This window comes from Campylobacter concisus, from assembly GCF_003048575.1.
In the GTDB taxonomy this organism is placed as follows: Bacteria; Campylobacterota; Campylobacteria; order Campylobacterales; family Campylobacteraceae; genus Campylobacter_A; species Campylobacter_A concisus_U.
Window position 1 is genome coordinate 19,886 of record NZ_PIRZ01000005.1, and the last position, 21,728, is coordinate 41,613.

Below are 21,728 nucleotides of genomic sequence, written 5' to 3' on the forward strand. Positions count from 1 at the left end.
TTTTTAAAAAGAAATTTTCAAGTTTTGAGATGTATAATTCTGTAACAATTTTTAAAAGGAGCTACCTTGCTTGATATATCACTTATAATGCTTGGAGCTGGAAATTCTAGCCGTTTTGAGCTACCAGTAAAGAAGCAATGGCTTCGAATAGGAAGCGATCCACTTTGGCTATTTGCCACTAAAAATTTGAGTAACTTTTACACATTTAAAGAGATCATTGTCGTTAGCAAAGAGTGCAAATATATGTCAAAATTTGCTCCAAATTATAAATTTGTTGATGGCGGTGAAACCAGACAAGATAGCTTAAAAAACGCGCTTGAATTAGTAAATAGCGAATTTGTCCTAGTTAGCGACATCGCTCGCCCTTGTATCTCAAGCGAGCTTTTTCACAAAATCATCGAAGCTGCGTCTCAGGCTGATTGTGTAGCTCCAGCGCTAAAGATCGCAGACACCGCTTATCTTGGCGAAAATGTGGTTGATAGAGATAAGGTAAAACTTATCCAAACACCACAACTCTCTCGCACAGCACTTCTTAAAAAAGCTCTTAGCGGCGGTGAAATTTACACAGATGATAGCTCAGCTATGAGAGCCATTGGCGCAAGCGTTTGGCAAATTTTAGGCGATGAGATGGCAAGAAAGATCACTTACAAAGAGGATCTTGCCAAAATTTCTGCTTTAAAAGAGCCAGAAAATGAAGTCTTTGTTGGAAACGGCTTTGATGTGCATGAGTTTGAAAAAGGTCGTCCTTTGATTCTTTGTGGCGAGAAGATCGACTATGAGTTTGGACTAAAGGCTCACAGCGACGGCGACGTAGCACTTCATGCACTAACGGATGCTATCTTGGGAGCTGCTGGGCTTGGCGACATAGGCGAGCTTTTTCCTGATACGGATGCCAAATTTAAAGATATTAGCTCCATTTACTTGCTTGAGGAAGCTTATAAAAGGGTGCAAAGTGTGGGCTTTGTGCTAACAAACGCTGATATCACGATAATGGCACAAAAACCAAAAATTTCAAAACTAAAGTCAAAAATGGAGGCAAACATAGCAAAAGCTCTAAATTTAAGCCAAAGCCGCATAAATGTAAAGGCAACGACTACTGAAGGGCTTGGTTTTGTAGGCAGATGCGAAGGGATCGCTGTAATGGCAAGTGCAAGCCTTAAATTTTACAACTGGAAGCAAATATGAAAATTTTAATAGTAGAAAATGAAATTTACCTAGCTGGCTCGATGGCTAGTAAACTAGCTGACTTTGGCTACGATTGCGAGATCGCTAAAAGCGTAAAAGAAGCATTGAAGTTTGAAAATTTTGATGTAGTGTTACTTTCTACCACACTTCCAGGACAGGATTTTTACCCTGTTATTGAAAAATTTAAAAGCTCTATCATCATTTTATTAATCGCTTATATCAACAGTGACACTGTGCTAAAACCGATTCAGGCAGGTGCGGTTGATTACATCCAAAAGCCATTTATGATAGAAGAGCTAGTTAGAAAGATAAAGCATTTTGAGGAATTTAGAAATTTCAAAAACGAGATCAAAAACTATGAAAGCTACGTAAATTACGCTTTAAAAGAGTACGAAATTTCTAGCTTTGAAGCAAAAAAGATAAAATTTCCACTGCTTTTAAAATCAAGTAAAAGCGGATACAGCGATAAATTTATATTTAGCTACGTAAAAGCTTGCAAATTGCCATTTTTATTTTTAGGCAAAGCCTGTTTCTCTGAGCTTGAAAAGGCACTAGCCAAAAATGGTGATGAGCTAATCTATATGACAAATTTAGAGGAGCTAAAACAAGAAGAAAAAGAGAAAATTTTAGAAATTTGCAAAAAGAAAAAGGTTGCAATCTCAACTAGCGATTTTGCACAAAAAGCACCATTTGACGAGCTGGAGCTTTCAGGACGCGATAAAAATTTTAATATCGACGAGATTGTTACAATCGATGAATATATAAAGTACATAATCGTTAATTATCAAGATAAATTCCCTGATACAGAACTTAGCAAGAAGCTTGGAATTTCTAGAAAATCACTTTGGGAAAAGAGAAAGAAATATGACGTCAGCAAGAAAAAATAGTGAAATTTCTATAAATACCGAAGTTTTTGGTGCTTTGGAGCTAATAAAAAATAAGATTCTCTCAGATTACGACTCGCTTATGGATGATGAACAGATAAAAGAGGTGAGTAAGAAAGGCTATTTTAATGGCGAGCCGATGCCGTATTCTTTTGGATTCGCTCCATTTGGCGAGCTAAATCAAAATATTACTAGCAAGCTTGCTCCTGGACAAAAGGTAAATCTAAGTCTTGATGGTAAGATCGTTGGGCACATCAATGTTGCTAAGGTCTTTAAATTTGACGAGAGCATGAGAGCTAAAAATATATTTTTAGCAAACGAAGCTAGCAATGATAAAGAGCTAAATTTAGGTAAATACGGCATTAGTGGCGAATTTGAGCTTTATGATAAAAGTATGCAAATAAGCAAAAATGCACTAAACGATCTAATAAAAGAAGATGGCGCTAAAAAGATAACGGCTGTCTTTTTAACGGCTGATCCATTTAATAGAGCTCACGAGCGCCTTGTTAGAATGACTATTGACAAGGCTGATTTAGTAATCATTTTTTTAATACGAACAAGAGAAGAAAAGCACGTTGATTACGAGATTAGAAAGCAAGTGCTAGGCTATTTTATACAAAATTATTTGCCGATAAAAAAGGTCTTTGTCTTTGCTCTAAAAAATACGACTCTTTTTAGCTCACATGCAAATCCTACACTTGAGTGCATCGCTGCTTCAAGATTTGGAGCAAATAAGCTAGTCATCGGACAAAACCACTCAGGGATTGGAATGTTTTTTGATCACAATGAAGCTCATACGATTCTTGATATTTATAAAAACGACCTAAATTTAGAGGTAATCGTGCTGCCAGAGCTAGTTTATTGCAACAAATGCAAGACGCTAGTTAGTACCAAAAGTTGCCCGCACGGACAACACCATCAGATCAAATATCATCCAGATGTTATCAAGGAGCTGCTATTTAACGGCATTATGCCACCAGCCATTCTTGTGAGGCCAGAAATTTCTGCACTAGTTTTAAGCAAACTCTTTACAAATCGCTTCAAAGACGTGCAAAAGCTTTGCGATGACCTTTTTGTAAATTCAGGACTGCTTGAAAACAAAACTGACCGCGACTTTTACGAAGAGCTTATGAAGCTTTATCAAACATCATCGATGACTTAAGGAAATTTATGCAAAAACTATTTTTAACTTTTTTTGGATTTGGACTTTTGCCAAAAGCACCTGGCACTTGGGGCTCTATAGCTGGTGCAGTGGTAGCTTATTTCGTACTTTATTTTTTATCTTCAACCACACTTTTATTAGCTAGCATTTTGCTGTTTTTGGTAAGCATTAGTGTTATAGATGATTTTGAAAAAAAGGTAAATTCTCACGATGAAAGTTTTATCGTTATAGACGAAGTTGCTGGAGTTTGGCTTGCTATTGCCATTAGCGGAGCTACTATCTCTCAACTCGTACTCTCGCTTGTGTTTTTTAGAGTGCTTGATATCAAAAAGCCTTCGATAATAGGTAGGATCGACCGCAATGTAAAAGGTGGCCTTGGCGTAATGGGCGATGATATGGTAGCTGGTTTTTTTGCTGGAATAATTAGCGCAATAATATACGGGGCTGCTATAAAATTTGGCATAACTTTGCCGTAAAAATATAGATTTTTGGCAAAGTTATATAGGCTTAAATATCTTTTATATAAATTTTAAGCAAGTCCTAGCTCATTTAAAACAGAACTTAGATTAACCGAGCTACTACTCTTACTATTAAGATTTTTTTGCTTCTCTAGCAGAGCTTGATTAGCAAGTGCTACATTTAGCTCTTTGCGGTAATCACTTAAAATTTTATCCATTATCTTAAGCAGCTCATTTTTTTGATCCTGTGTTTTTGCGGGATCATCTATGCCTAGAAGTTCAGTTAGCTCCTTTTTCTTTTGGGCTATTTTTTCTTCTATTTTGTTAGAATTTAGCTCGCTTATAAAACCAACTGCGCCGATTTCAGTAAGCCTTTTTTTAAACTGTTCAATCTTATCTGAAATTTTTGCATCGCTTGCGATCTTATCCATAGCAAGGCTTAAAATTTCGTCAAAACTATTTTTTTTATCTTTAGTTTTGCTTGAGCCTGATTGCAATAAATAATCGATTATGTCGTTATTTTGTACTTTCATATATCTCCTTTTACTGTATTGAGATATATTTTATAAGCAAGATTTATTCCTAAAAGTTAATCTCTTTGGCTGTTTTTGCTTTTTGTAAGATAAAACTAGCAAACTCATTACTAAAATTTGGACACCAAACAACCTTGTAGAAGCTAAAATTTAGCTCTTTTGCGATCTTTGCATATTCAATAACTAGCTCAAAAATAGTCTCAGAGTTATCAATACAAAAAGAGAGTGGATAGATAAGGGCCTTTTTACTCTTGCACTTTGCCAAAATTTCATTTAGTGAAGGCTCTAACCATTTTACAGGCCCAAGACGCGATTGATAGGCTAAATTTATCTCTTTGAAGTTTAGTCCACTATCTTTTATCATTTTGCTTAGAATTTGCACATGCTCATTTATATGTTTTTCGTAGACATCACCTTTATCGATAATTTTTTGAGGTAACGAATGAGCCGAAAAGATAAGCTCCACATCGCTTATATCTATATTATTTATAGCTTCATTTATGTGCGAGATTATGATTTTATTATAAATTTCATCATCATAAAATGGCCCACAAAGCAAAATTTTAGCCTTTACCTTTAACTCATCTTTTGCTTTTTTAAAATCATCTAAACTCGAAGTTATCGTAGTTTGTGAATGATGAGGATAAAGTGGCAAAAGCACTATCTCATCAAAATTTTCATATTTTTTAAGCACATCTTTTGCAAATGGTGAAGTATAGTTCATCGCAAAATCAACTGCATCAAACTCATTTTGTAAGCTTGAAATTTTATCGCAAAGCTTAGCTGTAAGCTCACAAATAGGCGATTTGCCACCTATTTGTTCGTAGTTATGCCTAGCCGTTTTTAGCCTACCTTTTGTGATCATAAAAGCTACAAATTTTCTTAAAAATTTATTCTTTATACCCAAAATATAAGGATCATTAAACATATTTTTTAGAAAAATTTCTACATCAGCAAGGCTATTTGCCCCACCCATATTCAAAAGCAAAAGTGCCTTTTTCATCAGAATAGCTCTTTGATTTTTATCGCATCATCAATGCTTGAAAGCTCGCTACTTTCGCCGCTTTGACAAAGATCATAAAAAGCATCGTATTGAGCTTTTATCTCATTATTTATGGGATCGGTTTTTAAATTCATCTGCCCATTTTCATTGACTCTATGAAGCTTATAATCAATAAGATCACCAAAATAAACACCTTCTTTGGCATTTACTTCTATTTTAAAACGCTCTAAAGATCCACAAAAAGAATCAGTAATACTCACCAAAATTTGATTTTTCATTTTAATGTTTATTCCAACATTGTCGCATATTTTGGTATTTGTTTTATTTGCCTGAGTATAAAAAAAGCTGCAAATTTCACTATCTACTAAATTTTTCGCAAGGTCTATATCGCAAAGCGAAAGTTCGTTTATAATATTTCCTTCACAAAGTGGTCTAAAATGCGCAATTGAAATGCTATAAATTTCTTCTTCTTTTAAAAGTGCCTTTTTTAATGAAACAATAGTCGGGTTAAAGCGCTCATCAACGCCAGTGCAAACCCTTACTTTATTTACCACTGAAGCATATTTTATCTCTTTTAGCTCGCTTACACTTTTAAATATTGGCCTTGAAATCAAGATATTTTGGCAATATTTTGCACACTGACAAAAGGCCTCTACGATCTCATGTTGAGGCAAACAAAGTACGACAGCTTGTGGCTGGGCTACTTCTATAAATTTTTTAAACTCATCAAAAAACGGAGCTCTGCAAGCATCATCTCTATTTTCTTTATCAAAAACTCCACAAACTTCAAATTTGTCAGAACGCCTCAGCTCCATATAGTGCCGCTTGCCAACCAGATTGTATCCAACAATGCCAATTTTGAGTTTCACTAAAGACCTTTTAGTTATAAATTTTTAGGCTATTTTAATTGCAAATCGCTTTTAAACAAATAAATTTATAAAATATATTAAGCAAAAATTAATTTTGTATTTTTTTATAAATTTACAAACGATTTTTAGCTAAAATCGAGCAAAATTTAAAACTAACGAGGATAAAAATGCAAAATTTAGATATAAGAAAGGCATATCTTGATTTTTTTAAATCAAAAGGTCACGAAGTCGTAGCTTCAGCGCCACTCGTGCCAAACGATGCAACACTACTTTTTACAAATGCTGGTATGGTGCCGTTTAAGAGCATTTTCACAGGCGAAGTGCCACGCCCAACACCACCTATTCGCACTAGCTGTCAGACCTGCATAAGAGCTGGTGGTAAGCACAACGACCTTGACAACGTCGGCTACACAGCGCGCCATCACACATTTTTTGAGATGCTAGGAAATTTTAGCTTTGGCGAATACTTCAAAAAAGAGGCGATCGCTTACGCTTGGGAATTTGTAACAGAAGTACTAAAACTACCAAAAGACAAACTTTATGTAACCGTTCATGAAAGCGACGATGAAGCATTTGAAATTTGGAGCACTCACATCGCAAAAGAGAGAATTTACCGCTTTGGTGACCACGATAACTTCTGGCAGATGGGCGATACTGGACCATGCGGTCCTTGCAGTGAAATTTTTTACGATCAAGGCGCTGAACACTTTAACACACCTGAGGACTACATGGGCGGCGACGGTGATAGATTTTTAGAGATCTGGAACCTTGTTTTCATGCAGTATGAAAGAAGCGCCGATGGCAAACTAAGCCCATTACCAAAGCCAAGCATCGATACTGGTATGGGACTTGAGCGCGTTACTGCTATCTTGCAAGGTAAATTTAGCAACTACGACAGCACACTTTTTATGCCACTAATTAGCGAAGTAGCAAAGCTTTGTGGCAAACCATACATCTATGAAAGTGGCGCTAGCTACCGCGTCATAAGCGATCACATCCGCTCGGTTACATTTTTGCTAGCTCAGGGTACGACATTTGACAAAGAAGGCCGTGGCTACGTGCTTCGCCGTATCTTACGCCGTGCGATCCGCCATGGATACTTGCTAGGCATAAAAGAGCCATTTATGTATGAGCTTGTCGATAAAGTTTGCGAGCTTATGGGCGAGCACTACACCTATTTAAATGAGAAAAAAGCGGCTGTAAAAGAGCAGATAAAGCTTGAAGAAGAGAGATTTTTAGCGACTATTGCAAGCGGTTTAGAGCTATTTGAGAGCGAGCTTAAAAATACAAAAGAAATTTTTAGCGGAGAGGCTGCATTTAAGCTTTATGACACATTTGGCTTCCCACTTGATCTAACAGCTGATATGCTTAGAGAAAAAGGCTTAAAAGTCGATGAGGCAAGGTTTGATGAGCTTATGAGCGAGCAAAAAGCACGTGCAAAAGCTGCTTGGAAAGGTAGTGGCGATAAGAGTGCAAAGGGCGATTTTAAAGAGCTACTTGAGAAATTTGGCGAGAATAAATTTATAGGCTACGAAGAGCTTAAAAGTAAAAGTAAAATTCTAGCCCTACTTGATGAAGAATTTAAAAACGTTGATAGCCTAAATGCTGGCAAAGAGGGCTGGGCGATGTTTGATGTCACTCCATTTTATGCTCAAAGCGGTGGTCAGTGTGGCGATAGCGGTAAGATAGTAGGCAAAGCAAATGTACTTGATACTGAGAAATTTCATGGACTAAATTTATCTTTAGTAAAAACTAATGCAGCGCTAAAAGTTGGCGATGAAGTAGAGCTTGAAGTTGGCAGTGATAGAGCCCAGATCGCACGTCACCACAGTGCTACACACTTGCTTCATGCAGCCCTTAGAAACGTGCTTGGCACGCATATCGCTCAAGCTGGCTCAAGTGTAGAAGCAGATAGGCTAAGGTTTGACTTCTCTCATCCAAAAGCACTTACTAGCGAAGAAATTTCAAAGGTCGAAAACCTTGTAAATGAGTGGATCTTAGACGGTGCAAATGCAAAAACGCAGGTTATGGGGCTTGAAGAGGCTAAAAAAAGCGGAGCTATCGCGCTATTTAACGAAAAATATGCCGACAAAGTAAGAGTTGTGAGCTTTGGCGACGTCAGCAAAGAGCTTTGCGGTGGCACACATGTAAAAAATATAGACGAGATCGGATCGTTTTTCATCACAAAAGAGAGCGGCGTAAGTGCTGGCGTTAGGCGTATAGAGGCTGTTTGCTCAAGGGCTGCGCTAAATTTAGCAAGATCATTTAGAGCTGAGCTTGATGAGTTAAAAGATGAGTTAAAGAGCACTGAGCCACTAAATGCGGTCAAAAAGCTAAAAAATGAACTAAGAGTTTTAAAAGACAAACTAAAAAATGCTAAAAATTCTCATGAGCTAGTCTATTTAGATATAAATAAAACCAAGCTTTGCGTCACAAGCGTAGATGGTGGAGATATAAAAACCTTGATAGATGAGTTTAAAAATGAGCATGAAAGTGCTGCTATTTTGCTAATCCAAGCCGATGAGAGTGGCAAAATTTCTCTTGCAGCTGGAGTCAAAAATGCTCCTTTAAAAGCTGGTGCTTGGGTAAAATTTGCAGCGCAAATCCTAGGTGGCAATGGCGGTGGCAAAGATGACTTTGCAACAGCCGGTGGCAAAGATGCATCGATGATAGAAGATGCGATAAAAGACTCACTTGAGTACGCAAGGCAAGCCTTAGAAAAATGAGTCATTACGATATAGCTTTTATAAAATTTGACCAAGTAGTACTATTTTTGCATGTATGCTTTGTAGCTCTTTTTGTGGGGCTACAAGCCGGTCTTGTGCTTGTTGGAAGCTACTTTATAAAAAATAAATTTGAAGACAAAGAACGCTACCACATCTTACTTCACATTATAAGACGCTTTGGCATTGCGATTTTCATACTAATCCTTTGCGTGATAGCGACAAGTGTGGTTATAATTTTTGGATTTTATGATGCAGATTTGACAAATCCTATGGCAAGTGCAATGGTAGCAACAAAATGTGCAATAGAACTATTTTTGTTATTAAATTTAAGTTATATATTTTATAGATACAAAAAGGCCTTAAAAGCACTAAGATCGCATGAAATGATCGAGCTAAATGAGAGTTTGATCGTTATAATTTATTACTTCACACCGCTAAATTTATTAGCTTCCCTAGCAGCTATTTATCTTGGCATAAGCTATAAGGTATTTTTATGATAACACTCGCTTCAAGCTCGCCAACAAGGGCAAATTTATTAAAAGATGCTGGCATAAATTTCACTCAAATTTCTTTCCAGTTTGACGAGAGCAAGATAGAAAAAAAAGTAAAGCCTGAAATTTATGTCCAAAACGTCGTAAAAGCCAAAAAAGAGCAATTTTTAAAAGAAAATATAGCTCTTAAAAATTTACTCTTTGCAGATAGCTGTGTAGCGTGTGGAGATAAAATTTTAGGTAAAGCAAAGGATGAAAAAGAAGCGATTGCCATGCTAAATTTACAAAGTGGCAACGAATGCAGCGTCTATACGGCGATGATATTTTTAGGTGAATTTGAGCTTATAAACGTAAGTAAAACTATGTATAAATTTAAAAAATTTGACGAGCATGACCTTAATGAATACATAAAAAATAATGAGTGGCAAGGCAAGGCTGGAGCCATGACGATAGAAAATTTTAATAAAAAATATATCATCTCCCAGCACGGTGAGACCAGCACAGCCATGGGGCTAAATTTAAAAATATTAAAGGCATTTTTATGAAATATATCCTGGCATTTATCTTTATAGTTGCCATTTCACTTGGCGGAGCATTTTTATATTTTTATTCGCAAGTTAGATTTGATGCTTACGCTATTATTGATTATAAACCAAAGCTTACAACGCAAATTTTTGATAGAAACAACGAACTCATTGCAAATATCTTTGAAGAAAATAGAATTTATGTAAAATATAACGACATCCCGCCGCGTGTCATCGAAGCACTCGTGGCTATCGAGGATACGAGCTACTTTGAGCACGGCGGCATAAACGTAGAAGCTATGGCAAGAGCTGCCATAAAAGATATTAAAGCTAGAAAGCTGGTCGAGGGTGCTTCAACACTAACACAACAGCTCATTAAAAATTTGGCTCTAAGCCGTGAGAAGAAATTTACAAGAAAGATAAAAGAAATCGTGCTTGCCATGAAGCTTGAAAGCGAGCTTAGCAAAGAAGATATCATCGAAAGATACCTAAATCACGTCTATTTTGGACATGGTTACTACGGCATAAAAACAGCAGCTGAGGGATATTTTAGAAAAGAGCTAAATGAGCTAAGCATAAAAGAGGTTGCCATGCTAGTTGGCTTGCCAAAGGCTCCAAGCACTTATGATCCTACAAAGCACCTTGACCTATCACTTAGCCGTGCAAATAGAGTACTTGAGAGAATGTATAGCATCGGCTGGCTAAACGAGGATGAGTACCGCAAGGGCGTGCTTGAAGAGCCAGCGGTCTTTGACGATACACTCACAAGAAATAAAGCTCCTTACGTAGTCGATGAGATAATAAAAGAGGCCTCAAAGAAATTTGACGATATAAAAACTGGTGGTTATAAGATACAAAGCACAGTTGATCTAAATGTTCAAAAGATCGCTCAAGAAGCTCTAGTATATGGCTACAATGAAATTTTAAAACGCGATAAAAAAGCAAATGCAGAAATCCTAAATGGAGCTATAGTAGTCACTCATCCACAAAGTGGTCAAATTTTGGCACTGATTGGCGGTATTGACTACGCAAAAAGCAGCTATAACCGCGCCACTCAAAGCAAGCGCCAGCCAGGATCTAGTTTTAAGCCATTTATCTATCAAATAGCACTTGATAGCGGATACTCAGTTGTTTCTCAAGTGGCTGATATCGCCAGGACATTTGACATGGGAAATGGCAAAGAGTGGACACCAAAGAATTATAGTGGTGGCTTTCAAGGCTACATCACTATAAAATCAGCAATAACCCAGTCGCGTAACCTCGCAACCATAAATTTGCTAAACGACCTTGGTCTTAGCTCAGTTAGAAAACAGCTTACAGATATGGGCTTTAACGATATCCCAGAAAATTTATCTATCGCACTTGGAAGTTTTGGGATTTCGCCACTTGACTTTGCAAAATTTTACTCGATGTTCCCAAATGAGGGCGAGATGGTTGAGCCAACACTTATTAAGCATATAGAAAATAGCTTTGGGGCTTCGATGGACTATGAACCACAAAGAAAGCAAGTACTAAAACCTGAGCAGGCATTTTTGATGACTACCTTGCTTCAAAATGTCGTAAATAACGGCACTGGACGCAATGCTAAAATAAACGGTATCCAAATAGCAGGTAAAACTGGCACAACAAACAATAACATCGATGCTTGGTTTTGTGGCTACTCTCCCGATATCGAAGCGATAATATGGTACGGAAATGACGACAACAGTCCTATGAAAAAGATTGAGGGTGGTGGTAGAACAGCCGCACCTGTGTTTAAGAAATTTATGGAAGGTTACATTAAGCTTTATCCTACTTTAAGACGTGCATTTGAGCAGCCAGATGGTGTTTATAAAGGCTATTATGGAGGCAGTGACGAATACTACACAAACGACTCGCCACTACCTCAAAATATACCGGCAAATGACATCATACAAGATCAAGAAAATGATGGATTATTATTCTAGGAAGATAAGATGAGGATTAAAATTTTACTTTGTTTAGTAGTCGCAAGTATTGCATATGGTGCTAATCTAAATACAGCCAGCAAAAACGAGTTAATGGAACTTGGGCTAAGTAAGGGTCAAGCGTTAAACATTATAAAATACAGAAAAGCCCATAAATTTAAAAGCATCGATGAGCTTGAAAAAGTCCAAGGTATTGGCTTTAACGATATGCAAAAAGTTAAAGAAAAACTTAGCATAAAAGATAATGCGAAAGTCAAAAAATCTGAAGCAAAAAACTCCAAAGGCAAGAAAAAATAATCTTATTTTTTATTTGAAATTTCTAGCCATTTACACTTGAGTCCTATTATTATAGCTTTTTATAAAGGCTGAAAAGTGCTAAATATTAATAAATTTAAAAGTATCAGTTTTTTAAAGTTTCTGATTTTATTTACTGCTTACATATTTTTTATAAATTATATATTTTTATACAAAGGCGTTCTTTCAGGCTTTCTACAAAATAATCAATTCTCTTTTTCTATATTCTTTTTTCTTATATTTGCAATTGTCTTTATCTTAGTTTTCGCTAGTATTTTTTGTATCTTATTTGTGCCTTTTTTGCTAAAGCCAGTTGCAATTATTTTGATTTTAGCAAGTGGCATATCTGCTTACTTTATGCAAGCATATGGTGTTATTATAGATAAAGATATGTTATTAAATGTCCTACACACCGATACCAAAGAAGCTTTTAGTTACTTTAGCACAGGTTTAGTTTTTTGGATATTTTTTACAACCTTATTACCTTGCGTATATGTAGTATTTGTAAAAATTAACTATGGTAATTTCAAAAATGAGCTTAAATTAAGAGTAAAAATTATCTCATTTTCTATAGTTGCGATAGCTATCATATTTTCATTAACGTCTAAAATTTTTATACCATTTTTTAGAGAGCATTCGAATTTAAGGACCGCATTGCTCCCATACTATCCCATCTACTCGGCTGCAAAGCTAGTAAAATCGATCATACAAAAACCACTACCTTTTACTTATGTAGCAGATGATGCGGTACTAGCTAATGATAAAAAGAAAATTTTAGTTTTGATAGTTGGCGAGACACAAAGGAGCAGAAACTACTCACTAAATGGCTACGCCAAAAACGATACGAATAAATTTACTAAACAAAAAGATGTGGTAAGTTTTACAAATTTCTACTCATGTGGAACAGCCACAGAGACTAGTGTGCCTTGCTTATTTTCAGACTTAAAGCGAGAAAATTTTAGTAACCGTGAAGCTAAAGCTCGTGAAAATTTAGTTGATATCATCAATAAGCTTGGCATAAAAACATACTTTTTTGATAACAATAGCGGCGGCTGCAAGGGTATTTGTGACAATCTTGATCAAAACCATACTTCAGATCATAGAGCAGAAGGCTTTGACGAAGTGATATTTGATGAGGCCAAAAAAGTCATCAAAGATGCAAATTCCACCACCTTTATCGTGCTACATCTTCAAGGCTCACACGGCCCTATCTATTACAAAGGCTACCCAAGCAAATTTAAAGAATTTACCCCAACGTGCGACACCGCCGAGCTAAATAAATGCACCCCAGATGAGATAGCAAATACCTATGACAACACCATTTTATATGAGGACTACCTACAAAGCGAGCTGATAAACGCTCTTGAAGCAAGAAAAGATAAATTTGAAGTTGCCATGTTCTTTTTTTCAGATCATGGAGAGAGTCTAGGCGAAAATGATATATATTTACATGGTCTACCTTACTCCATCGCTCCAGATGAGCAAAAACACATCCCAGCCATCGTCTTTTCAAGCGATAGTGAGCTTTTAAAAAGGCTAAGAAGTAAGAGAGATGAGAGTCTTTCTCATGATTTTATATTTAGCTCAGTTCTTAGATATTTTGGTGTTAAAACTAAGGCTTACGAGTCAGAATTTGATATTTTTAGGTAGTAAATTTAAAGCCAGCCTAGGCAACAAAGCCTGAAGCTGGCGCAAATTTAAAAGCTGATCTCTTTTATATCAGCTACTTTTAGTATCTCACTATAAATTTGACCGATTATTGCGACGCGATTGTTTCGTACTTTCTCATTTTCAACATTTATCATAACTTTGTCAAAAAACTCATCTATCTGCGGTTTTAGAGCAAATAGCGCCTTTAGCCTTGGCTCGTATGCTAGGCTCTTATCAACCGCTTTAAACGCATCATTTAGGGCTTTTTCAGCATCTATCTCAAAGAGGTTCTCGTTCACCTTGCTAAATTTATCATCTTTTATGATGTTTGCAAGGCGTTTAAATGTCGAGAAGTTCTCTCTAAAATTTGGCTTGCTAGAAATTTTAGCAAGTGCCTCTATCATCTTTGTTAGCTCCAAGATATCCTTTTCGCCGCTTTTTATGCACGCTTTTACGATAGAAGCATTTGCATCAAAGAAGGTATAGAGCCTATCAAGGATGAAATTTATAAGCACTCCAACATCAAATTTCTTGTAGTCTTTTGCGATATTTTCTAAAATTTCTTTTACATTAAATTTCAAATCATGCGCCAAAACGATCTTTATCACCCCATTAGCCGCACGTCTTAGAGCGTATGGATCTTTGGTGCCGCTTGGGATTTTGCCGATACTAAAGAGCCCCATTAGCGTATCAAGCTTATTTGAAAGCGCTACAACCGAGCTAAACACCTTACTTGGGCACTGCGCCTCTTCGCCGTCTGGCAAATACTGTTCTTTTATAGCTAAAACGACGTCTTCATCCTCGTTTTTTGCCTTTGCATAGTAAGCGCCCATGATACCTTGAAGCTCGGTAAATTCATAAACCATCTGAGTTGTAAGATCAGCCTTACTTAACATCACGGCTCGCTCAAGCTTGGCTCCATACTCGCCAGCTTCTTTTTCGAGTAGCTCGTCATAGTTGCTAGCAAGCTTTTTAGCCACTTGTAGCTCTCTAAGCTCTTTTTCGTAGATACTTCCAAGCTCTTTTAGGTAAGTTATATTTTTTAGTTTTTCTGGGCCAAATTCGTGCGCTAGGTCGCTTTGCCAAAAGAACATCGCATCACTTAGCCTTGCTCTTAGCACCTTTTCGTTGCCCTTAATGATGAGCGAGTAATCTTTTGTGATGGCGTTACTTACGACTACAAAGCCGTTTGCTAGCTTGCCATCTTTAAAGACTGGGAAGTAGCGCTGATTTTCTTTCATAGAAGTGATAATGACCTCACTTGGCACCTCCAAAAATTCCTCTTCAAACGAGCCAAGAAGTGCTGTCGGATACTCAGTGATCGCCACGACTTCAGCTAACAAGTCTTTATCGATTTCGATCTTTAGCCCGCTTTTTTGGCTAATTTTTTCAAACTCATCAAGGATTATTTTTTCTCTCTCGCCTGCTTCAAGCACGATACCACGGCTCTTTGAGCCTTCAAAATACTCTTTTATATTTGAAATTTTTATCTTGTCATAGCTGATACTTCTATGTGGATAGGTTGAATCACCGCTCTCTACGCCAAATTTATTAAATTTTATGACCTCATCGCCAAGTAAACACAAAAACGATCTTATCGGACGGATAAACTCAAACTCGCCGTTACCCCAGCGCATAGACTTGCCAAAGTTAAGACTCTTTAAAAACTCTTCGACCATGTCGCCCATTATCTTGGCAACCGGCTCACCATTTACCTCTTTTTCATAGTAAAGCACCTCTTTGCCGTCTATCTCTTTAAATTTAAGCTCACTTTCATCTATACCGCATTTATTTGCAAAGCTAAGTGCTGCCTTTGTAAAAGCTCCGTCTTTTAGTGCCACTTGCTTTGGCGCACCGATAAAGCTAACCACGCTGTCAGGCTGAGATCGTGGAAATTTCTCATGAAAAAAGACCAAACGACGCGGCGTATAATAAAATTTAAAAGGACTTACAAGATTATATTTTTCAAGCACAGCCTGCCATTTAGCATTGATATTTGGTAGCTCCCTTAAAAAGGGTATCGCTGGAAGTTCTTCAACTCCGATCTCTAGTAATAACTCTTTCATATTTCACTCTTTTTATTAAAATTTTCTCTTTTTTCTCTTACCATTTTTCTTGCCCTCTCCTTCTCTTGTGACTGCAAAATGACGCCTCTTATCATAAAAATAAGAAATAAAACAAACGCCGTAATCATAAAAATATCTAAAATTTGCACTCTCTACTCCACAACGATTTGGTTTTCTCTCTTGTAAATTTTAACTCTCGCATTTTCAAAACTATACTCGCCATCTTTTAGCTTTTTCTTACTATAAACCCTGATCTTACCGTATGGTGTATGCAGATAGCCTCTCTCAAGCCTGCCCGAAATTTCAGCAAAGACATCGCCACTTCTAGCTTCACTTAGTTGCGATGCATCTAGTAAATTTTCGCTAATATCTTTTGTGCCATGCTCATTTATAATCTCATAAGAGCTGACTTCAAGCGCATCTTTATAAATTTTCATTCGCCTTACTAAAATATCTAGCTCTTCGCCTACAATAACGCTATTTTTAGAATCATAGACATAAATTCCGCGGTGATTTTTCGAGATAATAAAGCCATGCTTATCTTTTAAGATAACAACCGCTTTTTCAATCACGACTGGTACTGCCCCTGGATGATCAAAAAGTGTATCTACATCAGCCGTCTTATAGTTTTGCTCGCTTGTTTTTTTATTGGCTTTATTTTCATCTTTTTTAAAAATTTTACTCACAAAGCCTTTTTTCACTGGACTTGGATCAGTTGAAATTTTAAACTTTAATGCAAAGTGATCCGAATAAAGGTCACTCTTTGCAAAGCCTTTTTCATCGACTGCAAAGCTTGGTTTAAAGACTTCAAAACTACCACTAACATAGCTTAGATCGCCATTTTCCATAAAGCTAGGTGAAAGCAAAACATGATCGATCGCTCTTTTTTTGCCATGCACTGCGTGAGAATATCTATCTTTTGGTTCAAGCTCTTTATAAAGATCATAAAAATTTCTCGTTGCAATGATGTCATTTAGGATGGATTTTTGTCCAAAGGGCGAGTTAAAATCACCCAAAATAATTGCATTTTTCTCTTTACCCAGAGCCGTTCTTAACGTTTTTTCGGCCTTTTTTTGCATATTTATGCCATTTTTATAAGTTGGAAAGTGGTTTACAAATACGCTAAATTTCTTGCCTTCCGTCTCAAAAATAACCTTTAAAATATTTCTCGTCTTTACGTTTGAAACTTTAAAAACTTCACTGCCACTTGGCTGCAACTTTGAAATAAGCCCAAGCCCAACAGGCGAATTTTTCTCCTTTGTAAAACTAACGAATTTATACTCGCTATCACTTACCAGAGCTTTTAAAACCTGCTCATTTTCGATCTCTTGAAGTGCGATAATGTCTGTATTTAGTGCATTTATAACTTGTCTTGTTCTTTGTAGTTTTGAATCAGCCGCCTCGCAGTCCCACTTTGATACGCCTACTTTAAAATCAAGATACTCGCTACCATCATCTTTGCAATCAAATAAATTTTGCACATTATAAGTTGCAATGCTAATTTCACTCGCAAATGCCACCAAAATGGTAAAAAGCAAAGCAAAAACTACTCTCAAATCTCACTCCTAAAGTCAAATTCAGTGATATTTTGCCTGATCGCCTCATAAGCGATAATACCAGCACTCATAGCTAAATTTAAGCTTCTGCCCTCTTTTCCCATTGGTATGGTTATGGCGTTTTTAAAATTTATATCCATAAATTCTCTTGGCAGCCCAGTACTCTCTCCACCAAAAAATATAAAATCTCCCGGTTTAAACTCGGCCTCGCAGTAAAGCCTATTTGTCTTTGTGGTAGCGAAGAAAAATCTATCCTTGTGGTTTAAGTTTGCTTCTAAAAATTCTTCCAAACTATCCCAAATTTTTGGATTTAAATTTTTCCAGTAGTCAAGCCCTGCTCGTCTAACAGCCTTTTCACTCAGATCAAACACAGTGGGCTTAACGATATGCAGCTTTAAATTTGCATTAACGCACATTCTACCGATAGCTCCAGTATTTTGCGGTATCTGAGGATGAACCAGGACTATGTTAAACATAAGCTTTCTTTGCCTTAAAAAGTGTTATAAACTAGCCTATTTTAGCCAAAATGGGCTTTTAAGAGTTTTAAAGACTAATCTTTTCTGAGCTTACGCTCGCTTAGATATTTTGAAATTTCAAGCTCTTGCCTACGTTTTATCTCTTTTGCGATCTCTTCGTTTTTAAAACCAGCTGATAAAATTTCTGTCACATCGACTTTCGCGTCAAATTTTAGCTCATAAATTCCAAGCTTCTTTGCACGCTCTATTCGCTCTTTATTATAAGCTCCAAGCCATGATTTTATGGGCATATTTAGGGCAATTTGCATTAGCTCTTTATCGCTTGGCATATGCTTAAAATAAGACTCTTTTAAGATAGAAAAATAGCTCTTTGGCAGGCGTATTTTCTCTAAAATTTCTTTTGCATTGGACTCAAATTTTCCAAAAAATAGATATAAAAATAATCTCTCATCATCCACGAAATTTCTAGCACTTTTTAGCTCAGCCAAAAACTCATCATCTTTATAAATTTGTACGCCAAAAATTTCTTTAAAAAGTCCAAGCTCAAAAAGATAGCAAGCTCCTTTTTCAAGATGCTTTGCGCGAAAGAATTTAATAAGCTCAGTATTTATCCTATCTCTACTTAGATGCTCCAAACTAAGGCTTTTCATAAGAGCTAGCGTCTCACTAACTATGCTAAAATCAAGCCTCGCGCTAAACTGCACTCCTCTAAGCACCCTTAGTGGATCCTCTTTAAATTTTTCACTATCAATGTGCCTTAATGTCTTTTTTGCTAAATCTTGCTTCCCGCCGTAAAAGTCTAAAATTTCTCCATTAAAGATATTCATCATCATGGCATTTATCGTAAAATCTCGCCTAAGGCTCGCAATTTTTGGATCGTTAATATAGCTTACTGCAAAGTCCTTGTGTGAATTTCCAGTCTTGCTCTCGCTTCTTGGAAGCCCAATGTCGTAGTTTTTGTATTTGTAGATAAAGTAGCTTTTGCCAACTCCGCTAGCGCCTATGCTAGCCATTAGCTCATTAAATTTAGTAGGCTCAATGTCATAAACTTCGATGTCGTAATCATAAATTTCTCGCCCCAAGAACGCATCTCTCACGCAGCCACCAACTAGATAGACACGTGAAGTAAATGGAGCAAATAGCGATCTAAAAAAGTCTAGCTCGCTATTTTTATAAATTTCATTTTTGATTTTTATCTCATTTTTTAAGCCGTCTAATGGCTTATTTTGAGAGATTTTGGAGTCTATTTTCGATATTTGCAAGGGTAAATTCTAAAAATTTTGTCGTTAGCTCAAGCCTTGAAGCAAGATTTTGTTCACTAGTTTGTTTAAGCCCTTCAAAAAGCACTTCTATGCGTTCAGCAAGGTTTGCTAAAAAAATTTCCTCTTCGCTTATCTCTCTGCTTTTTGGAGAAATTTCTATCTCAACTTTTGGCTCAAACTCTTTTGAAGCTTCTAAATTTAGTTCAAGATTTGGCTCATTTTCCGCTATCTCTTTTTCTGTTTCTATTGCCAAAAGCTCTTTTTTTAAATTCTCTCGCTCAAGCTCTTCTTGCTTTTTACTTTGCAATGCTTCTATTTTTTCAAGCTCAGCACTAACCTCACTGATTGCCATTCTAGCAATATCATCAAGTTTCATAATCTTATCAACCACCTTTTAAATTCATTTATCTCTTCATCACTTTTCATCGCTATAAAAAACTCTTTCATCTGCTCGTTTTTTATCGCTCGCTCTTTGCGAAGTCCGCTCAGGCGATTTATCGCGCCAAGGGCATCTTTGTTTGACGGATCTTGCTTTAAGATATTTTTATAAATTTCAAGTGCATCATCTTTTAGCCCCTGAGCTTCGTAGATTAGTGCTTCAGTGATTGTGTTTTTCATTTTTTGATAAATCCTGCGATAACATCGCCTATCTCGCTAGTTGAGCAAATTTCAACTGCGTTAAAAGCAGCGATATCTTTTGTTCTATAGCCTTTTTCAAGCGCCTCTTTAACAGCATTTTCTATCGCATCTGCGGCGTCATTTTCGCTAAGTGCGTATCTTAGCATCATAGCTGCACTTAAAATTGTTGCGATTGGATTTGCTATGCCCTGCCCTGCGATGTCTGGAGCTGAGCCGTGTATTGGCTCATAAATTCCCACTTTGCCGCCCATGCTAGCGCTTGGCAAAAGTCCTATCGAGCCACAAACCATGCTAGCCTCATCACTTAAGATGTCGCCGAATAAATTTTCAGTAAGTATGACGTCAAAATTTGCTGGCGCTCTTACTAACTGCATCGCCGCATTATCCACATACATAAAGCTAAGCTCTACTTCAGGGTAATTTTTAGCCACTTCGCTAGTCACCTCACGCCAAAGCTGACTTGTCTCAAGCACATTTGCCTTATCGACCATGCAGACCTTTTTCTTGCGAAGCATTGCTGTTTCAAAAGCGATCTTTGCGATGCGCTCTATCTCCATTTTAGAATAAATCATCGTATTAAACGCTCTATCTTCGCCTTTTTCACGTGGCTGCCCAAAATAAAGTCCGCCTGTTAGCTCACGAATCACGACAAAATCAACGCCTCTTAAAACCTCTGGCTTTAGCGTGCTAGCATCCACTAGCTCATCAAAAACAATGGCTGGGCGTAAATTCGCATAAGCTTCAAGCTCTTTTCTAATCTTTAAAAGCCCACTCTCTGGCCTTAGATGTCTTGGCAGGCTATCCCATTTCTCGCCGCCGATCGCTCCAAAAAGCACAGCATCTGAGCTTAGAGCAGAACTAAGCGTCTCATCTGGCAAAGGCACGCCAAATACATCATAAGCTGCACCACCCATAAGCTTGTAGTCGTACTCAAATTTTATCCCAAACTCAGCGCTAACAACATCTAAAATTTTTATCGCCTCATCTATGATCTCAGGGCCGATGCCATCGCCTTTTATAACACAAATTTTATATTCTCTCATTATTTAATCCAACTTTACTTTTGCGTATTCTATAAGTCCGCCGGCGTTTAGAAGCTCTTGCATAAACGGCGGTATAGGGCTAAATTTATACTCTTTGCCGCTGGTTAGATTTACGACCGCGCCGTTATCTACGTCTATTTTTAGTTCGTCGCCCTCGTTTATTTCGTCCGTTTCTTTGATTTCAAGTATCAAAAGTCCCGTATTAAAGCTATTTCTATAAAAAATTCTCGCATAGCTTTTAGCTATCACCGCACCAATGCCGGCAGCTTTAAGCGCGATAGGAGCGTGCTCGCGAGAGCTACCGCAGCCGAAATTTTCGCCCGCTACGATAATGTCGCCCTTATCTATCTTGGCGCTAAAATTAGGATCGGCGTCCTCCATTATATGTTTTGCTAAGATATTTTCGTCGGAAGTATTTAAGTATCTGGCGGCGATAATTATATCGGTATCGATATTGTCGCCGAATTTCCAAACTTTATTCATAGTTTCGCCTTTTTTAAATTTTCGAGATTTTAGCCAAAAGTAGCTAAATAATTCATCAAACGGCGAATAAAATTTGCGGCCCAAACGGCTAAAGGGCAAGGCAAAGGGCGTTAAACGCCCCTTTTATTTTTTTAAATTTAAAGAACACCTGCCTAGGAATTTACACGCCGGGCAAAAACCCGTAACGCCGACGATAATCGGGATTAACCCGATTAACGCCCAGTAGCTCTCGTAAAAATACCAAACCGCTACCATAAAAATTAACCCCAGTACGACCCTAATAATTCTACTTTTTACGCTTACCATATTTTTACCTTTTTTTAAAAATTTTATAAAGCGGGCAGTAGCCGTAATATCCCGTTAAAAGCGGAATTAGCCCGACCGTCCACAACCAGCAGTCGCAAATAAATCCGAAAATAAAAAACCAAATCGCCGCTATAATCAAACGTATAGTTTTATCTAAAACGCTCATTTTATC

At 37.1% G+C, this 21,728-nt stretch carries 23 protein-coding genes; 10 read left to right on the top strand and 13 right to left on the bottom strand.

Annotated features, from left to right (window positions below):
• The first annotated feature begins 66 nt into the window (after positions 1–66).
• The 4 genes from CVS84_RS06760 to CVS84_RS06775 are packed head-to-tail and all read left to right on the top strand — an operon-like array spanning position 67 to position 3,707.
• Positions 67–1,185, top strand: coding sequence for a bifunctional 2-C-methyl-D-erythritol 4-phosphate cytidylyltransferase/2-C-methyl-D-erythritol 2,4-cyclodiphosphate synthase (locus CVS84_RS06760; RefSeq protein WP_107691664.1), 1,119 nt, complete (start codon positions 67–69; stop codon positions 1,183–1,185).
• A complete protein-coding gene (locus tag CVS84_RS06765; RefSeq protein WP_072594670.1) occupies positions 1,182–2,072 on the top strand; it encodes a response regulator in 891 nt (296 codons plus the stop codon). The genes CVS84_RS06760 and CVS84_RS06765 overlap by 4 nt, the downstream gene beginning before the upstream one ends.
• Positions 2,050–3,231, top strand: a complete 1,182-nt coding sequence (locus tag CVS84_RS06770) for a sulfate adenylyltransferase (RefSeq protein WP_107691665.1) — start codon at positions 2,050–2,052, stop codon at positions 3,229–3,231. The genes CVS84_RS06765 and CVS84_RS06770 overlap by 23 nt, the downstream gene beginning before the upstream one ends.
• 8 nt (positions 3,232–3,239) lie before the next feature.
• Positions 3,240–3,707, top strand: a complete 468-nt coding sequence (locus CVS84_RS06775; protein ID WP_103623901.1) for a phosphatidylglycerophosphatase A — start codon at positions 3,240–3,242, stop codon at positions 3,705–3,707.
• A gap of 53 nt (positions 3,708–3,760) precedes the next feature.
• On the opposite strand, the gene CVS84_RS06780 is transcribed toward CVS84_RS06775, so the two are convergent.
• From CVS84_RS06780 to CVS84_RS06790, 3 genes are read right to left on the bottom strand one after another with little or no spacing between them, the layout of a single operon-like run.
• On the bottom strand, positions 3,761–4,222 hold the full coding sequence (locus CVS84_RS06780; protein ID WP_054196859.1) for a hypothetical protein: 462 nt from the start codon (positions 4,220–4,222) through the stop codon (positions 3,761–3,763).
• Between the two features lie 49 nt (positions 4,223–4,271).
• Entirely contained in the window at positions 4,272–5,225 is a 954-nt protein-coding gene (hemH, locus tag CVS84_RS06785) for a ferrochelatase (protein WP_107691666.1), read from the bottom strand.
• Positions 5,225–6,094, bottom strand: coding sequence for a Gfo/Idh/MocA family protein (locus CVS84_RS06790; protein WP_084042049.1), 870 nt, complete (start codon positions 6,092–6,094; stop codon positions 5,225–5,227). Before CVS84_RS06790 ends, hemH begins: the two co-directional genes overlap by 1 nt.
• Before the next feature lie 167 nt (positions 6,095–6,261).
• Here CVS84_RS06790 and alaS point away from each other — a divergent pair, with 167 nt between their 5' ends.
• From alaS to CVS84_RS06820, 6 genes are all read left to right on the top strand, one after another.
• The gene (gene alaS / locus CVS84_RS06795; protein WP_107691667.1) at positions 6,262–8,820 is read left to right on the top strand and encodes an alanine--tRNA ligase; all 2,559 of its coding nucleotides are present in this window, start codon (positions 6,262–6,264) and stop codon (positions 8,818–8,820) included.
• A complete protein-coding gene (locus tag CVS84_RS06800; RefSeq protein ID WP_107691668.1) occupies positions 8,817–9,317 on the top strand; it encodes a 3-isopropylmalate dehydratase in 501 nt (166 codons plus the stop codon). Before alaS ends, CVS84_RS06800 begins: the two co-directional genes overlap by 4 nt.
• A complete protein-coding gene (maf, locus tag CVS84_RS06805; protein WP_107691669.1) occupies positions 9,314–9,856 on the top strand; it encodes a septum formation inhibitor Maf in 543 nt (180 codons plus the stop codon). The genes CVS84_RS06800 and maf overlap by 4 nt, the downstream gene beginning before the upstream one ends.
• The gene (locus CVS84_RS06810) at positions 9,853–11,781 is read left to right on the top strand and encodes a transglycosylase domain-containing protein (protein WP_107691670.1); all 1,929 of its coding nucleotides are present in this window, start codon (positions 9,853–9,855) and stop codon (positions 11,779–11,781) included. Before maf ends, CVS84_RS06810 begins: the two co-directional genes overlap by 4 nt.
• Positions 11,782–11,790: 9 nt before the next feature.
• A complete protein-coding gene (locus tag CVS84_RS06815) occupies positions 11,791–12,078 on the top strand; it encodes a ComEA family DNA-binding protein (protein WP_107691671.1) in 288 nt (95 codons plus the stop codon).
• 75 nt (positions 12,079–12,153) lie between these two features.
• Positions 12,154–13,725, top strand: a complete 1,572-nt coding sequence (locus CVS84_RS06820; protein ID WP_107691672.1) for a phosphoethanolamine transferase — start codon at positions 12,154–12,156, stop codon at positions 13,723–13,725.
• A 47-nt stretch (positions 13,726–13,772) separates the two neighbouring features.
• Here CVS84_RS06820 and glyS read toward each other — a convergent pair whose 3' ends face one another.
• The 10 genes from glyS to CVS84_RS06870 all read right to left on the bottom strand — a co-directional run bounded on the left by glyS (position 13,773) and on the right by CVS84_RS06870 (position 21,722).
• Positions 13,773–15,791: a glycine--tRNA ligase subunit beta gene (gene glyS / locus CVS84_RS06825; protein WP_107691673.1), complete on the bottom strand. Its 2,019-nt coding sequence runs from the start codon at positions 15,789–15,791 to the stop codon at positions 13,773–13,775.
• Between the two features lie 152 nt (positions 15,792–15,943).
• A complete protein-coding gene (locus CVS84_RS06830) occupies positions 15,944–17,347 on the bottom strand; it encodes an endonuclease/exonuclease/phosphatase family protein (RefSeq protein ID WP_107691674.1) in 1,404 nt (467 codons plus the stop codon).
• Entirely contained in the window at positions 17,344–17,823 is a 480-nt protein-coding gene (locus CVS84_RS06835; protein WP_107691675.1) for a tRNA (cytidine(34)-2'-O)-methyltransferase, read from the bottom strand. Before CVS84_RS06835 ends, CVS84_RS06830 begins: the two co-directional genes overlap by 4 nt.
• Before the next feature lie 74 nt (positions 17,824–17,897).
• Positions 17,898–19,085, bottom strand: coding sequence for a CCA tRNA nucleotidyltransferase (locus tag CVS84_RS06840; RefSeq protein WP_107691676.1), 1,188 nt, complete (start codon positions 19,083–19,085; stop codon positions 17,898–17,900).
• Positions 19,045–19,461, bottom strand: a complete 417-nt coding sequence (locus CVS84_RS06845) for a CiaD-like domain-containing protein (RefSeq protein WP_107691677.1) — start codon at positions 19,459–19,461, stop codon at positions 19,045–19,047. Before CVS84_RS06845 ends, CVS84_RS06840 begins: the two co-directional genes overlap by 41 nt.
• Positions 19,458–19,703: a hypothetical protein gene (locus CVS84_RS06850; RefSeq protein WP_087586446.1), complete on the bottom strand. Its 246-nt coding sequence runs from the start codon at positions 19,701–19,703 to the stop codon at positions 19,458–19,460. The genes CVS84_RS06845 and CVS84_RS06850 overlap by 4 nt, the downstream gene beginning before the upstream one ends.
• Positions 19,700–20,767, bottom strand: a complete 1,068-nt coding sequence (gene leuB, locus CVS84_RS06855; RefSeq protein WP_107691678.1) for a 3-isopropylmalate dehydrogenase — start codon at positions 20,765–20,767, stop codon at positions 19,700–19,702. The genes CVS84_RS06850 and leuB overlap by 4 nt, the downstream gene beginning before the upstream one ends.
• 3 nt (positions 20,768–20,770) lie before the next feature.
• Positions 20,771–21,250, bottom strand: coding sequence for a 3-isopropylmalate dehydratase small subunit (locus CVS84_RS06860; RefSeq protein WP_107691751.1), 480 nt, complete (start codon positions 21,248–21,250; stop codon positions 20,771–20,773).
• A gap of 123 nt (positions 21,251–21,373) precedes the next feature.
• Positions 21,374–21,556 (bottom strand): DUF2892 domain-containing protein, encoded by a 183-nt coding sequence (locus CVS84_RS06865; protein WP_107691679.1) that lies wholly within the window; start codon positions 21,554–21,556, stop codon positions 21,374–21,376.
• A gap of 4 nt (positions 21,557–21,560) precedes the next feature.
• Positions 21,561–21,722, bottom strand: coding sequence for a DUF2892 domain-containing protein (locus CVS84_RS06870; protein ID WP_021091464.1), 162 nt, complete (start codon positions 21,720–21,722; stop codon positions 21,561–21,563).
• Positions 21,723–21,728: the final 6 nt, after the last annotated feature.

Bases quoted from the DNA above. Each gene is read 5' to 3' on its own strand.
- CVS84_RS06775 (WP_103623901.1), top strand. From the start codon at position 3,240: ATGCAAAAACTATTTTTAACTTTTTTTGGATTTGGACTTTTGCCAAAA.
- CVS84_RS06845 (WP_107691677.1), bottom strand. From the start codon at position 19,461: ATGAAACTTGATGATATTGCTAGAATGGCAATCAGTGAGGTTAGTGCT.
- CVS84_RS06865 (WP_107691679.1), bottom strand. From the start codon at position 21,556: ATGGTAAGCGTAAAAAGTAGAATTATTAGGGTCGTACTGGGGTTAATT.
- alaS (WP_107691667.1), top strand. From the start codon at position 6,262: ATGCAAAATTTAGATATAAGAAAGGCATATCTTGATTTTTTTAAATCA.
- glyS (WP_107691673.1), bottom strand. From the start codon at position 15,791: ATGAAAGAGTTATTACTAGAGATCGGAGTTGAAGAACTTCCAGCGATA.
- CVS84_RS06765 (WP_072594670.1), top strand. From the start codon at position 1,182: ATGAAAATTTTAATAGTAGAAAATGAAATTTACCTAGCTGGCTCGATG.
- hemH (WP_107691666.1), bottom strand. From the start codon at position 5,225: ATGAAAAAGGCACTTTTGCTTTTGAATATGGGTGGGGCAAATAGCCTT.
- CVS84_RS06870 (WP_021091464.1), bottom strand. From the start codon at position 21,722: ATGAGCGTTTTAGATAAAACTATACGTTTGATTATAGCGGCGATTTGG.
- CVS84_RS06860 (WP_107691751.1), bottom strand. From the start codon at position 21,250: ATGAATAAAGTTTGGAAATTCGGCGACAATATCGATACCGATATAATT.
- leuB (WP_107691678.1), bottom strand. From the start codon at position 20,767: ATGAGAGAATATAAAATTTGTGTTATAAAAGGCGATGGCATCGGCCCT.
- maf (WP_107691669.1), top strand. From the start codon at position 9,314: ATGATAACACTCGCTTCAAGCTCGCCAACAAGGGCAAATTTATTAAAA.
- CVS84_RS06835 (WP_107691675.1), bottom strand. From the start codon at position 17,823: ATGTTTAACATAGTCCTGGTTCATCCTCAGATACCGCAAAATACTGGA.
- CVS84_RS06780 (WP_054196859.1), bottom strand. From the start codon at position 4,222: ATGAAAGTACAAAATAACGACATAATCGATTATTTATTGCAATCAGGC.
- CVS84_RS06800 (WP_107691668.1), top strand. From the start codon at position 8,817: ATGAGTCATTACGATATAGCTTTTATAAAATTTGACCAAGTAGTACTA.
- CVS84_RS06815 (WP_107691671.1), top strand. From the start codon at position 11,791: ATGAGGATTAAAATTTTACTTTGTTTAGTAGTCGCAAGTATTGCATAT.
- CVS84_RS06850 (WP_087586446.1), bottom strand. From the start codon at position 19,703: ATGAAAAACACAATCACTGAAGCACTAATCTACGAAGCTCAGGGGCTA.
- CVS84_RS06810 (WP_107691670.1), top strand. From the start codon at position 9,853: ATGAAATATATCCTGGCATTTATCTTTATAGTTGCCATTTCACTTGGC.
- CVS84_RS06770 (WP_107691665.1), top strand. From the start codon at position 2,050: ATGACGTCAGCAAGAAAAAATAGTGAAATTTCTATAAATACCGAAGTT.